Genomic DNA, 13,952 nt, shown 5'->3' on the forward strand with positions numbered 1-13,952 from the left:
TATAAAACGGGGCTAAACATTGACCAAATTTCTGCATTTTGATGCAAAAAACATATAAAAACAAAAGAAAATCAGGATACAATTTTATTGACTGGCTAAAAACACAGATGCAGGAATGCCTGCATCTGTGAAAAGGTAAAAGATATTTAGATTCTCTCGAGTTTAATCGGGTAAGTTTTTTTCGAGTTCCATTGGGCAACATAAATGTTGTCGTCAGAGTCCATGTAGGCATCATGCGGATGCATAAAAACATTAAAAGGGTCTTGTTTGCGTTGTTCTTCCAGTTTACCATTGGTATAAATAGGCTCGCTTCCACCCGGTGTTGAAACAACGCGGTCATTTTTATCCAGAATAGTAATATACCCCGAATTCGGATTGTCGCCCGAAGTAGACCTATACGCCGCACCCAACAGGGTTTCGCCTTTAATAACAGGGCGGCAAATGAATGTACCCGGCAAAGCAATAGTTGAGAGATACTTGCCGTCGAGCGTGAATCGTTTCCAGCAATTTTCTACACGAGAGGTAATCAGTAGCGTAGGATTTTTTTTGTTGCGGGTATCAACTATTACTCCGTGGTTACACTTAAACTCATCTTTTCCTCCCCAATGGCGTATATATTCTCCTTTAGGGCTGTATTGTATTACGTAGTTCAGCCCGTAACCATCTACTACATAAATATCTCCATTGGCCGGATTAACTGCCGTTTCGGTAGGTTTAAACTGTGTCGGATAATCATAAACACCTGTTTCTTTAGGGTAATCTATTTTGAAAATTACTTTTCCTTTTAAATCGGTTTTAATTACCTGATGGCGGTCTGTGTCACATATCAGTAAAAACTGGTCGTTTCCTTGCCCTGCAATAGTCAGGCCGTGGCCGCCGGGGTATGAAGTACCCCAAGTTTCTAGTAATTTACCCGATTTATCATAAATCAGTACATTATTTTTAGTTTCGTTTGTGAGCAGAATCAGACGGCCTTTGGCATCTTCGGCCATTTCGTGGCAGTCATTTACCGGATTTTTACTGGCATCTAGCACACCCCAGCCTGCTTTTACACGGTATTTATGGCTGTTGTGGCCTATAATTATTTCATCATTTTTGCCGAAGCTCATTTCAGGAAATAAAGTTGCTGCGGTGGCTAAGCCACCCAGCTTAACAAAATCTCGACGATTAAGGTATTGGTTCATGTTTGGAGGTTGAATAGGAGTAAATAAATATCTTTCAAATATTATCAAACTTTAGCAAAAAAATACGGTTTCAGCATTAATCTTTTTACGAATGCTGAAACCGTATTTACTGATATACCCAAGTTTAAGGCTTACAGTTTTATAGAAGACTATTTTCGTCTGGAAACATTTCTTTTTTTGTCAGGCTTATGGCTTTGGCTTTTCTTGGCCGGAGAACCACTTCTTTTCTTTGCCACAGGTTTATGCACCTTTTTTTCATGAAAAGCTCCCTGAAAAGTAGGGTCTTCTTTTTTACGTTGGGTGTCAATTTCTCTTAATTGTGCCTGACGCTCGTCAAAAGAAGTATTAACCACATCAACTTCAGTAGGAATATCTTCTCTTGGAATTTCCATCCGAATAATTTTTTCAATTTTTTTGATATGATATTCTTCTGCAATCGTCAGAAAAGTGATGGCTTCACCCAACTGATTAGCGCGGCCTGTTCTTCCGATTCGATGCACGTAATCTTCATAAATTAATGGTACATCAAAATTTATCACGTGCGATACCTCCTGAATATCAATTCCGCGTGCAGCTACATCGGTTGCTACTAATACATTTACATTGCCATCCCGAAAAGCATCCATTGAGTTAATACGTGTATTCTGCCCTTTATTGGCATGAATTACCCGAATCTTACTGAAAGGAACTATTCGTTGCACCATAGAATTATAAACATGGTCGGCTACTTCTTTCGACCTCGTGAAAATAATGGTTTTCTGCATTTCTCCTGTCGAGAAAAGGTATTTCAGAATATTTATTTTGGTTTGTGTATTAGGCACTTCAAACATTCGTTGTTTGACAGTTTCGGCCGTTGTAGCTTGCGGAGTTACTTCTATTTTGGTCGGAAACTCCAGAAACTCGGCCGATAAGCGTTCTACTTTTTCAGGAAATGTAGCCGAGAACAACAAGTTTTGTCTTTTGCGTGGAATTACCTCCAGAATTTTACGGATTTGGGGCATAAAACCCATATCCATCATTTTATCGGCTTCATCAAGCACCATTATTTTCAGGTCTTTAACCCCAATTTCTTCCCTTAAATACAAGTCCATGAACCGGCCCGGCGTAGCCACTATAATATCGACTCCCTGCTGTATGGTTTCAATCTGGGTTTTTGGGCCAAGCCCCCCATAAATGGCTGTGTGGCGTAAGTCGGTATATTTAGCAAGCTCTGTAATAGCTTTGTCAATCTGTATAACCAGTTCACGCGTAGGGGCAAAAATCAGACAGCGGGGCATTTTGCCTTGTGCATATTTGATTTTCATCAGAATTGGTAAAAGATATGCAGCCGTTTTGCCAGTGCCTGTCTGAGCAATGCCCAGTACATCGTGCCCTTGTAGAACTAAAGGAATGGCCTTTTCCTGAATAGGTGTTGGCTCGGTGTATCCTGCATCTGCAATGGCGTTCAGCAACTGGCGATTAAGATCAAATATTTCAAAAGGATTTTCCATCAGAACGGATATTAAATAGCGAATAACCCGCATAAACTACGTGTTATTCTATTGATAAAAGTGTGGCAAAATTACGCAAATAATAAAAGATAGCCTAATTTATACTTTTTCCCAACCATTTTTCAGAAATTTAAGTCATAGTTAATAAAGAACCATACATCATGAAACACATTCAGCTTGCTATTATTTTTGCTACTACTTTATTGGTAAGTGGCTGTTGGAGAACCAACGAACCTTCGCCTAAAGATGATATTGATATGATGTCTTTATCGGCTAAGAAGGTAGATAACACCGTTACATTAAGTATAGAAGCCCTCACGTTTAAAGGAAGTGTCGGGTTTCTGTCTACTACTTTTGAGCAGGCCGAAATATGGATTGGAGAAGAAAACTCAGGTACAAATAACATGAAACTGGCTTATACTACTTCTGACAAAACAATCAGGCTTGACAACCTGAAACCCGAAACTGTTTACTATGTTTCGGCCAAAGGAATAAAGAAAGGAGCTAAAACCGACTTCTCAAAACCTATTATGTTTATTACCCGCTCAATTAAGCCTGTTGAAACCCTTCTTGAGTTATCGTCTGGTTTTTATATGAAAAGCTCAACAAATACGCCCTATATGGCTTATACAGATAACAAAACCAATGAACTGGTATTGCTTAACTGGAAAGATAAATCGAAAAAAATATTATATAAAAACACCACTGGTAAAAGCTATTTAGTAAGAGGGTTCTACTCAGACGGAAACAGGATTTTACTTGAAACCTCAAGAAATGGAGAAAGAGCTTTTGAGTATTATGATATAACTGCGCAGGCTTTCGGGACAATTGAAATACCTGCCACGGCTAGAGTATGGAATTATGCCTTTTCGCCCGACCAGACCAAAATGGCTTATACCGACTATGCAAAACAAGGGCTATATATTTATGATGTTAATACCAAAGAAAATAAACAGTTTTCAGGAGATTTCTTCTATGAGTTCGACTGGTCGAACGACGGAACATCTATTATACAACTCAGAAACAAGCCTAATGCGGTCGATAACACCAAAGAAATTGTAAGCTACAATATTGCAGATGCCAGCAAGAATGCTACCCATTTATTCGAATGGCCTAATAGCCTGCAATGGGTGTCGTTTTCGCCTAAGCAGGACTACATCATGTTTGGTAGTAATATTGCTAATAGCAGTGACTTATGGATTTACGAGATAAAAACGAAAAAAATCTGGCAGATGTCGGATGTTGGTAATTTCGGTTGGATAGGCGATAAAGAGTTTTTTGTGGGGAGTCTTAAAAATGATAAAGAAACCACTTGGAAAGTTGATAAGTACATTATGCCTTAAGGCATAATGTACTCCTGAAACTGCCCTTTGAAAGTAGCCTGAAAACCACTTTTGTGTTTTGCCCAGAAACGAATCTTACTGATTCTCTGGTTGCCCTTACCTTTATTAATAAAAAAGTTAGCTGCTTCGGCCTGTGTTGTAACTTTAGGGCTTACAAATACACCCCCTCTCAGAATCTTGTCAATCACCCTGAAGTTTTCTTGTCGGCCATCTTCATAGGTAACCAAACATTGCAAATAAGGTGGCTGAAAAACCAAACGGGCTAATTTGCCTTTAAGGCTATATGCTATGTCGGCCGAAAACTGAATAAAGTTTTCGGAAATAGGTATCGTAATGTCTTCGTCTAGTCTGAAATTAATTTCTTTCGTGCTGACTTTTGTGAGTGTTTTACTCAACGCCTGTTTCTGAAAAACAAAAAAGGTGTCTTTTTCAATGAAAGTTGTATCAGTAAGCCGGTAATTTTGTAAAAGGGCTTTACTTAAATCGGTTTCTACCCAGAACGGATGCTGCTCACGAAACGATTCTATCTTATATAATACCCATTGAGGGGCTGTTTTTGACCGATATTTCTCGCCATTCTTTTGCATGAGCCAATCACTATTTGCCTGATATGACTGAATAATCGGGCGAGGATTGTAATTCATCTGATTAAAAAACAGGTACGTAACCTGATGCGGAGCAATATCAACAGAGCCGGATTTGATTTTATTGAGTAATGTCTGCGGTAATGGCACAGGAATATCTTCAAAATTATCGTTATAATCATAATTTAAAAGCCTGTTGAAATAGTTAACAGGGTTTTTCTTCGCTAGTATTTTGCCTAATTGTATAAGTTTTGGTTTGCTGTTCATTTCCTGTGCCAATTCCGTAGGCGGATATGTAAGCAGATAGCCTTTCAGGGTGTGGCTTCCCATATAATAGCGTATAAGCTGTGTAGCACTTAGTTGCAAAACAAGTATTACAATAAACATTCGGCTAGCCCATGTTTTATGGGTTTCGGCACTAAATAAATACAAAAGCACAGCCAGAGGTGGCATAAACAAAAAGAAACCAAAAACATTGTAATGGCCTACGGCAGTATGTGCCTGCTTGAAATTCAGAAACCAGCTTATGGCTACAAGTAGGTATAAGTAAACATACTGAAGCCTGAACGTTTTTAATATAAATAAGCCTGCTACCAGCAAGATAAGGGCTTCAAAAAGTAACAGCGATAAAAACTCTGTTGAACCCAGAATCATGACCGCCATGGCATCCTGATAAGAGTCAATAATTTTCAGGCTTGCTGTGAGGTAAGCCGGAATGTCAACATTCAGTATAAAAGAAAACGTATATGTGCATAACAGTTGTAGCACCGCCACTATGAGGAGGGTTCGCAGGGTAAAAAAACGCGCTAGATAAAAATATATAAATGAGGCATAGAAGATAAAATAAACAACAATGCTAAGGTTAACTTTTATGTAAAAAATGAGTATTGAAAGAATAAAAGCTAAAAGCAACGCAATTGAATTGCGTGTTTGTTGGGCATATAAGAGCCAGAAAAGGAAAAAATAAAAGAGTGTAAAAGACGTATCGGCAATAAAACCCCAAGGCATAAAAATAAGTAAAGCCGAAATTGCTACTACCCACCAGTTTTTTCCGGCTTTGTCGAAAGCCAGCCGGATTATAATCAGGTAATTGATTAAAGTAAAAACTTCAACGCTTACCAGTAGTAATGGTGATACGTTTCGGGGTAAAAGCCCTGTATTAAGATAACCCAACGGGCCATAGTTAAATATAAAATCCCGACCAAAAACAAAGTTCTTTTCAATAGCCATTACTAGTGCTTCGTGCCACGAGGCATCAATATCAAAGCCTGCATAGCCTGCCGGTAATGACAGAGAAAAGAAAATAATACTGAATAAAAAAAGAAAAAGGTTTTGCCTGTTGCGTATTTGGGTCGGTTGCATTGAAAAAATAAGTCTTTTACTCGGTTTGCAAAAGTAGAGTAAAAGACTTATTTTTTGTGTATACTGCCAAAAAATTTACTTTCCGGCTCGTTTCCTTAGTTCTTCGCGCTTCAATGTAATCAGATGCCCCATCGGTTTTTTGTCACGATAGGTAATGACGCGGAGTGTTATCTGAGCGTCGGGAACCTCAAATGGCTGCGTATATTTGGTTGAGAAATTATCAGGCATGGTATCGTCAGTAGTATAATATACGTCTACATCGGGTATTTCGGAGCCTAACTCAACCATTAGCTTACCATCTTTCATACTAGCTTTAACAATGGCATCATAAACGGCTTTTGAGTACCCTATTTCGGCTAATTCGGCTCTGTCGAAGTGGGCCTCCATACGTTTGGTAAAATTGTTCCAGTCTTTACTTTCTTTTGGCGACCAGAAAATATCGGCCAATGCCCAACCACGAGGATAAGTCATGTATTCGGCATAGCGGATGGTCGGAATCTGCTCTGTCCATAGGTTACCTTGTCCACCCAGAATATATTTAGCATCAACACCATCAGGCACAGGGTCAAAGCTATATGTTTTAGTTAAGCGTAGTCCGGCATAAATAGGTGGGTCAATGGTGTTTTCTCCTTGGTTGTAATCCAGATAAGCAAAAGTAGAAGGAGTCATGACAACATTGTGGCCTAATTTAGCGGCTTCAATGCCGCCTTTTATGCCTCTCCAACTCATTACGGTTGCCGTAGGCGAGATACCCCCTTCCAGAATTTCGTCCCAGCCTAGAAGTTGTTTCCCTTTGGCATTTAAAATGGTTTCTACACGTTTCATGAAGTAACCTTGTAATTCTTCTACGTGTTGCATATTCATTTTTTTCATGAGTGCCTGACAACCCGGGTCTTGTTCCCAGAAGCCCTTGTAGCATTCATCACCACCCACATGGATGTATTTGTTCGGAAACAATACGGCTAATTCGGTAAATACCTTGTCAAGAAATTCATAGACCTTATCGTCAGACGGGTTCAGGGTATTATCAATAAACATCTTGAATTTGCCATCGCCAAACCATTCAGCAAAGTTGGTACCCGGGTTTACCTTTGTTTTAGGGTCTTTGGTGCAGGAAAGTTCAGGATACGCCGCAATAGCAGCCATGCTATGCCCCGGAACATCGATTTCTGGTATAATGGTTACATTGCGCTCTGCCGCATAGCTGACAATCTCTTTAATATCATCTTGTGTGTAAAAGCCACCATACGTAGTTGGTTCGCCGTCCTGAGGAGCTTTTCTGTCGCCAAAGCGTCCTGCTCTTTCTACACGCCATGCACCAACTTCGGTCAGTTTAGGCAATGATTTTATTTCAACCCGCCAGCCGTTATCATCTGTCAAGTGCCAGTGAAGGGTATTGAATTTATACCGAACCATGTCATCGATATAACGTTTTACATCGGCTTTTGAGAAGAAATGGCGGCTTACATCAAGCATAAGCCCTCTCCATCCAAAACGAGGGTAGTCAACAATTTTAACCGCCGGAATACTCCATTTTACTCCTTTTGCAATTGATTTGCTTTCAATTTCCTTAGGTAATAATTGTACTAGCGACTGCATTCCATAAAATAAGCCTGCGGCTTTGTTGGCTGTAATTTTAACTCCGGTATTAGTGGCATCAAGCGTGTAACCCTCGTCGCCTAGCTTGCTGTCAGGAGTTGTATTAATAGTAAACTGAATAGCACCTGTTTTCTGAATTTTTGGTATAAAACCTGCTGCCTGTTTCAGTTTCGTTACAAACATTTCTGCTATTTTCTGACTTTCGGCGTTATTAGCACCAACAGTGGTAGCCGAAGTCAGATGAAATGTGCCTGTTAAAGATTTTACCTCAACGGGTTTCGGAATAATATTTTGTGAAATGGCATCAAAAGTCAGGATGCTTAGTAAAAGCAGAAAAATGTTTTTCTTCATGTGAAAATTTAGGTTAAGAATCGGAACAGAGGTCAAAAATAGCTAAAAAACTTTTATGAGCAGGCTTATGCACTCAGTATTTTACCTTTTTGAGTGTATCATAATATTGAGCCATACTTTCTTTGTTCTGTTCAACAAAATAAAGGTAGCTGTCGGCACTTCGGATATTACTGAGGGCTGTGCGGCTTACGTGTGAAGTAGGAGAAATAAGCGAATAGTAATAACGTGCCTGTTGCATATCTTGCTCAATGCTTGTCAGGAGTTGGTATACCTGTTCTTTTTCTTCATTAGCTCTTCGATACGAATCCATTGTATTTTTATTCATAAAACTCGTTACTAACTCATGCCAGCGTTTAGAGTTATTTTCGGCTTTTTTGGCATAGTAGTAGCCAATACTCAGTTTGGCTTCGTCGTTGCTCGAATCAAAGGTTAAACTTCGTAAATCGGAACCGAGTTTTTGTTGTTCAGCATTTAATGATTCGTATACTCTAAGCGAGTCGGTATAATTAAAATACGAAAGTTTACGGTGCTTTTGGGCATATTTAAACTCGTTCATAGTAACTGGTCGTTCGAGCAGTTGCCAGATGGGGTCAAAAGGAATATGCCGGTTAATAAACGCTTGCCCATTGCTCAGGTAAAACTCCTCGTTTTGTTTTCTGCTAAACGTACCCTTCTCATTTACACTACCGGCACTCCATGTGAGGTCGCATAAGTACCAGCGATTATTGATTTTTACGGCGTTCCACGAATGGTGTTCTAGCGTAAAACTAAGCCTGTTGGTTTGAAAAATGAAGTTCTTGCAATAACCAGATATATTGTATGCGGTAATGCCTGAGGCCATACATAGCTCTTCAAACAAAGTAGAATAACCCATGCAAACAGCTTTTTTTCGCTGAATTACCTTGTCTGATTTCTGGCTTAGGGTATATTCCTCGGTAGTTTTTTTAGCTATGTTATTGAGCAGTTCTGTATCGTAAGCAATGTTTTTGGTAATCCATTCAAAAATAGCTCTTACTTTAAGCGAGTCTGTGCTAATACCTCTTGTAATCTGGTAGGCTAGTTGCTTTACCTGAGGGGTAGTGGTCTGTGCAGAAGCCGTGACGCCAACAAAAAGTAATAATAAGAGTATTTTTCTTTTCATAGATAAAAGAGCATATCAGGTAACGCAGCGAATGCCTGATAAAAATCAGGTTAAAAAACACTAATAGCTGGCTGCATAGCTTTAACAACAATTCTTAAACACACATCCAGCATACAATCCTAATCCATTTTTGAGTAAATTCATTAAATATCGGAGAAATTTATATTAAAGTTAAGTATTTGTTTTAAAAAAAAGAGTATTTATTGTTTTGTAAAGATTTTTTTACGTGATTAACGTATATTTATAATAGTATAAAAGAATGAAGCTATTTAATAGCCTGTTTAGCTTTAGCATAAGATAAAAACAGGTTTGCCAGATAAGCCTCATGTAGCCAAAATAGCAAGACTGTATTAATTAATCTTGTTTATTTTTTAAAATGATTAAACATTCCTCTTTTTTTAAAAGTTAAGTAGTTATAGTTTGCAAAACAACTAAAGTAGTTTCCAATACGTATACAGGTGTATGAAGTCTGAAAATACTTGATAACATGGCTAAGCCATAACCCGACAATACAAGGTTTCTGAAAAGTTACTGTATAAATATTTTTTCAAGCTATACAACCGATTACATTGCCAGAATATAAGCAGTTTTTATTCTGAACAGGCTATATTTTTTTAGAATAAAAAAGTGTTAACTTTACAATTAATTATGGTTTTGAGTAAAGCTGTGGCATAAAATTTGCCTATATTTTCTTTAGCGCACACTTCTTTATATATACTTTTAGCACTAAAAGTTTTTATTTAACAACGATGAAAAGCTAATTCGGGCTAATACCTGAATATTACTTTTTTTATTTAATTATAATATTATAATACATGGTAAGCCATAGACATAGGTGTCAGGCAACTAATTTTATTTGGGTAAATATTGAGTTTTAGCGGTAGTTTGAAAGAGTATGGCCAAGTATAACCTATTATTACGCATATTGTATGATAAAGAAGTTCGCGACTATTTCGCTGGAGAAGACAAACATGAGCAGCAATTTAAAAGGGGCATTCGGAAGGTTTACACAAAAGATTTATCCTAAACAGTTACAGCCACAACAAATAATTGAGCAATTTTATTTATTATTGGAATATACAGAAGAAGCGTTCTGGGTAATAGATACAAATCTGAATATTCTTATTTTTAATAATAAATTTTATGAAAGGTATTTAACTTATTTCAATATCTCCTTAGAAATAGGCAGGTCTGTGCTGGATTTTATTGAGCCAGAAAATATCGGCCGGATAAAAGGTTTATATAGCAGAGTATTTAATGGAGAAACATTCGAGACTGAAACTCCACGCAAAGCCGAAAACGGCGAAATGCACACTTTCCTGAATCGATTTAAGCCCTATTATGACCCACAAGGTAACATAATTGGCGCATTCGTCTCGACAATAGATATTACGGATACCAAAAGGACACAGATATGTCTCCAAAAAATAGAAGATAAGTATCGTTCCGTAATAGAAAACTCACATCACGCTTTTCTTTACAGTAAAACAGATGGTACAATTCTTAGTACCAATCATAGAGCAAGCGAAATATTCGGCTACAGCATTGAAGAATTTCGTCAGGTAAATCTCAAGCAAATCATTAATCCACAGGGTGTTAACTATGAAAAAGTAGTCGAACAGATAAAACAAAATAATAAAATTGAAGGAGAATTACTGGGTATTCGTAAGAATGGAGAATCTTTCCCGTTTGAATTTACATCAACCATTTATGAAGATATTAACGGCGAAAAACGGGTATGTACTTTTCTGACAGATATTACTGAGCGAAAACTCATTGAAAAAGCCGTTGAAAAAAGTGAGAAACGTTTCAGAGCTTTAGTAGAAAATGCCGTTGATATTATTATCCTGACCAACAATGAAGGTAAAGTTTTGTATGTAAGCCCCGCTTACGAAAAAATCACAGGTTTTTCGTTACTGGAGGTAATAGGCAAAGATGGTAAATACCTATTGCCAATTGAGGGGGTAGAAATGGGAATACAGGTATTGCAGAAGTTATTACAAAACCCTGGAGTTGCTATCCCTCGTACTACACGCCTAATTACCAAAGAAAATAAGTTAATATGGGTTGAAGGCGTAGTTACTAACTTTTTGCATGATGAGAACGTTTGCGCCATAGTAGCCAATTTCAGAGATATTACCGACAAAAAAACAGCAGAAGAAAAACTTGAACAGTCGGAGCGAAATCTTAAAGCTATTTTTGAGAATACTGCCGAAGGCTTTGTTTTATTAGACACAGAGTTTAACGTAAAGGTATTTAACTCAAAAGCCAAAGAACTGGCTCTTTTTGATTCAGAAACAAAACTTGAGCTCAACAAAAGTATCTTTGAACTGGTACCAGAGCATATAAAAGAAGTCAAAAAAGATTATTTCACCAGAGTGCTAAGAGGCGAAAATATGCAGTTTGACCGCCTTTACCAGCACGAAAACCAAGAAGACGTATGGTTAACATATTCGCTTAGGCAAGTAACCGAAGACGGAGTTTGTAAAGGTATTTGTATAACTGTTAAAGATATAAGCGAACGGAAAAAAGCCGAGAAAGAACTAATCAATAAAGAGTACAGGTTCCGCTCATTGATAGAACACAGTCAGGACATGGTTACGTTAATAAACCTGAATGGCTATGTTGAATATATTAGCCCGTCGGTTGAAAGAATACTTGGTTATAAAACCGAAGAAGTAGCCACCATACATATTACCGAGGTTATTCATCCTGACGACCTTGAGTTGTTCAGTGATAAATTCAAGATATTATTTGAACAAACCGATAGCCAGATTCACGCAACACTCCGGTGTATGAACAAAAACGGCAAATATGTGTGGGTAGAAGGCAATGCCTCAAATATGCTTGATATTGAAGGTGTAGAGGCCATTGTTATTAATTTCAGAGATATAACCGAAAGAAAAAACTTTGAAGACCAGCAAAAACTTCTGGCTTCTATTATCGACTACTCAGAAGATGCTATTTTGAGTACAGACCTGAACGGCGTTATTAGTAGCTGGAACCGCGGAGCCGAGAGTACCTATGGTTATAGCAGCCAAGAGATGCTTGGTAGCAATATTTTCAGAATTGTACCACCAATAAAACAGGCCGAAGAATTAGAAATTATAGAAAAAATAAAAGAAGGGTTACCATTGAAAACTACGAAACCCTGCGTGTAAAGAAAAACGGCGAAATTATCTATGTTTCACTGACTACTTCGCCTATTAAAGATAATATGGGGAATATTATCGGGGCTTCTAAAATTGCCAGAGATATTACCGAAAAGAAACTCGGCGAAGATAAAATCAGAAATAACGAGCGTCGTTTCAGGAGCTTGTTTCAGAATAGTGCCGACGGTATTGTTTTGTTAGACTATACTGGGTCTATTATAGAAGTGCCGGCTTCGGGCAAAAAAATAATCGGATATGAAGACCATGAACTGATTGGCAAAATAAAAAATGATTTAGTTAATCCTGACGACTTGCCCGCAATTACGGAGGTTTTTCTGGAAGTAGTAAGCACACCAGACATAATAAAAAACATTGAATATCGGTGTCTGATGCCTGATGGTACCTATAAGTGGCTGGAAGCAACCTGCCATAATCTGTTGCATGACCCACTCGTAAAAGCCATTGTATTAAATTTCAGAGATATTGCCGAAAGAAAAAATCAGGAGCTTGAAAGAGAAAAACTCATTGAAACACTCAATCAGAATAATACCGACCTGCGACATTTCTCTTACATTACATCTCATAACCTGAAAGCACCGCTTTCAAATCTGGTGGGTTTTGTTAAACTGCTCGACGACTTCGAAATAGAAGACCCTATTCTGGAGAAAATAATGGAGGGTTTCAAGACCTCAACTATTATGCTGAATGAAACTGTAAGCGATTTAGTGAAAATACTCGTAATCCGTGATAATAATATGATTGCCCTGAAAGAAACAAATTTTAACAAAATATTTAATCAGGTATTTGCTCAACTCGACAACCTGATAAAAGAAGTGCAACCTAGTATTGATATGAATTTCAGGTATGCGCCGTATCTGGTATCAAACGAAACATACCTCGAAAGCATATTCATGAATTTAGTAACTAATGCTATCAAGTACAGGTCTTATGACCGCCCCTTACTGATTGATATCAGGTCTTATACAGAAGGAGACATGATTTGTCTGGAGTTTGAAGACAACGGTATCGGTATAGATTTAGAACGCCACAAAGACAAGCTATTCAGGCTTTACCAGCGATTCCACGACAGACCCAATAGCAAAGGTATGGGCTTGTATTTAATAAAAACCCAGATGGAAAGCCTCGGTGGCAGTATCAGTGTTGAAAGCAAAGTTAACGTCGGTACCAAATTTATTTTAAAGTTTAAACAATGATTACGAAACTGCTTTGTATTGACGACGATGAAACCACCTTGCTCTTGATTAGAATGGTTGTTGAAAAAGCTCGTTTTGCTAAAGAAATAAAAACCTGTAAGAGTGCTCAGGAAGCATTAGGTTACTATCAGAATATCTTGGCAGAACAATCTACGGAGGCGCCTCAGTTGATTTTTCTTGACCTGAATATGCCCGTTATGAGCGGCTGGGATTTCCTGGATGAATTTATTAGCACTTATTACCCTAAGTTTAATCAAACCCAAATTGTAATTTTATCTTCTTCTACAAATATCGAAGATAGAAACAAAGCCCGCCAATATCCTGCCATTATCGGCTACATACCTAAACCAATCACTGCCGACCTGCTTAAGAAACTGGTTAAATAAACATAAGCAATCGTTTACCTGCATAATATCAGGGCCTGTTACCAAGAGGCATTGTAAAGTAACAGAAATATCGTAGATTTATTAAAACAAGCACTTAATAGCTTATTTCTTAGCTTTTATAGTGGCCTCAATAGACTAATTCTTTA

The 13,952-nt window shown here is 37.9% G+C and carries 9 protein-coding genes; 4 read left to right on the forward strand and 5 right to left on the reverse strand.

Annotation, left to right across the window (positions count from 1 at the left end; translation table 11 throughout):
• Nucleotides 1-146: 146 nt before the first annotated feature.
• Entirely contained in the window at nt 147-1,184 is a 1,038-nt protein-coding gene (locus WAA15_RS22380; RefSeq protein WP_337045079.1) for a 6-bladed beta-propeller, read from the reverse strand.
• 149 nt (nt 1,185-1,333) lie between these two features.
• Nucleotides 1,334-2,674 (reverse strand): DEAD/DEAH box helicase, encoded by a 1,341-nt coding sequence (locus WAA15_RS22385; RefSeq protein WP_337045080.1) that lies wholly within the window; start codon nt 2,672-2,674, stop codon nt 1,334-1,336.
• Nucleotides 2,675-2,835: 161 nt separating this feature from the next.
• Between WAA15_RS22385 and WAA15_RS22390 the strand changes: the two genes are divergently transcribed.
• Nucleotides 2,836-4,017, forward strand: a complete 1,182-nt coding sequence (locus tag WAA15_RS22390) for a hypothetical protein (protein ID WP_337045081.1) — start codon at nt 2,836-2,838, stop codon at nt 4,015-4,017.
• On the opposite strand, the gene WAA15_RS22395 is transcribed toward WAA15_RS22390, so the two are convergent.
• The 3 genes from WAA15_RS22395 to WAA15_RS22405 form a co-directional block, all read right to left on the reverse strand.
• Complete coding sequence (locus WAA15_RS22395) at nt 4,014-5,963, reverse strand: hypothetical protein (protein ID WP_337045082.1); 1,950 nt, start codon at nt 5,961-5,963, stop codon at nt 4,014-4,016. The two genes, WAA15_RS22390 and WAA15_RS22395, sit on opposite strands and share 4 nt — an antisense overlap.
• Before the next feature lie 75 nt (nt 5,964-6,038).
• Nucleotides 6,039-7,913: a beta-N-acetylhexosaminidase gene (locus tag WAA15_RS22400; protein WP_337045083.1), complete on the reverse strand. Its 1,875-nt coding sequence runs from the start codon at nt 7,911-7,913 to the stop codon at nt 6,039-6,041.
• A 73-nt stretch (nt 7,914-7,986) separates the two neighbouring features.
• Nucleotides 7,987-9,054, reverse strand: coding sequence for a transglutaminase domain-containing protein (locus WAA15_RS22405; protein ID WP_337045084.1), 1,068 nt, complete (start codon nt 9,052-9,054; stop codon nt 7,987-7,989).
• Between the two features lie 929 nt (nt 9,055-9,983).
• On the opposite strand from WAA15_RS22405, the gene WAA15_RS22410 reads away from it, so the two are divergent.
• Genes WAA15_RS22410 through WAA15_RS22420 form a run of 3 tightly spaced genes read left to right on the forward strand, consistent with a single transcriptional unit; the run spans nt 9,984 to nt 13,806 of the window.
• The gene (locus WAA15_RS22410) at nt 9,984-12,215 is read left to right on the forward strand and encodes a PAS domain-containing protein (protein WP_337045085.1); all 2,232 of its coding nucleotides are present in this window, start codon (nt 9,984-9,986) and stop codon (nt 12,213-12,215) included.
• Nucleotides 12,188-13,420: a PAS domain-containing sensor histidine kinase gene (locus WAA15_RS22415; RefSeq protein ID WP_337045147.1), complete on the forward strand. Its 1,233-nt coding sequence runs from the start codon at nt 12,188-12,190 to the stop codon at nt 13,418-13,420. The genes WAA15_RS22410 and WAA15_RS22415 overlap by 28 nt, the downstream gene beginning before the upstream one ends.
• Nucleotides 13,417-13,806 carry a response regulator gene (locus WAA15_RS22420; protein WP_337045086.1) on the forward strand — a complete coding sequence of 130 codons (390 nt, stop codon included), beginning with the start codon at nt 13,417-13,419 and terminating at the stop codon, nt 13,804-13,806. Before WAA15_RS22415 ends, WAA15_RS22420 begins: the two co-directional genes overlap by 4 nt.
• The last annotated feature ends 146 nt before the right edge of the window (nt 13,807-13,952 follow it).

The organism is Emticicia sp. 17c (genome assembly GCF_037153985.1).
GTDB lineage: Bacteria > Bacteroidota > Bacteroidia > Cytophagales > Spirosomataceae > Emticicia.

Excerpts from the sequence above, each read along its gene's own strand:
- WAA15_RS22395 (WP_337045082.1), bottom strand. The coding sequence starts at position 5,963 with ATGCAACCGACCCAAATACGCAACAGGCAAAACCTTTTTCTTTTTTTA.
- WAA15_RS22410 (WP_337045085.1), top strand. The coding sequence starts at position 9,984 with ATGATAAAGAAGTTCGCGACTATTTCGCTGGAGAAGACAAACATGAGC.
- WAA15_RS22380 (WP_337045079.1), bottom strand. The coding sequence starts at position 1,184 with ATGAACCAATACCTTAATCGTCGAGATTTTGTTAAGCTGGGTGGCTTA.
- WAA15_RS22420 (WP_337045086.1), top strand. The coding sequence starts at position 13,417 with ATGATTACGAAACTGCTTTGTATTGACGACGATGAAACCACCTTGCTC.
- WAA15_RS22390 (WP_337045081.1), top strand. The coding sequence starts at position 2,836 with ATGAAACACATTCAGCTTGCTATTATTTTTGCTACTACTTTATTGGTA.
- WAA15_RS22405 (WP_337045084.1), bottom strand. The coding sequence starts at position 9,054 with ATGAAAAGAAAAATACTCTTATTATTACTTTTTGTTGGCGTCACGGCT.
- WAA15_RS22385 (WP_337045080.1), bottom strand. The coding sequence starts at position 2,674 with ATGGAAAATCCTTTTGAAATATTTGATCTTAATCGCCAGTTGCTGAAC.
- WAA15_RS22400 (WP_337045083.1), bottom strand. The coding sequence starts at position 7,913 with ATGAAGAAAAACATTTTTCTGCTTTTACTAAGCATCCTGACTTTTGAT.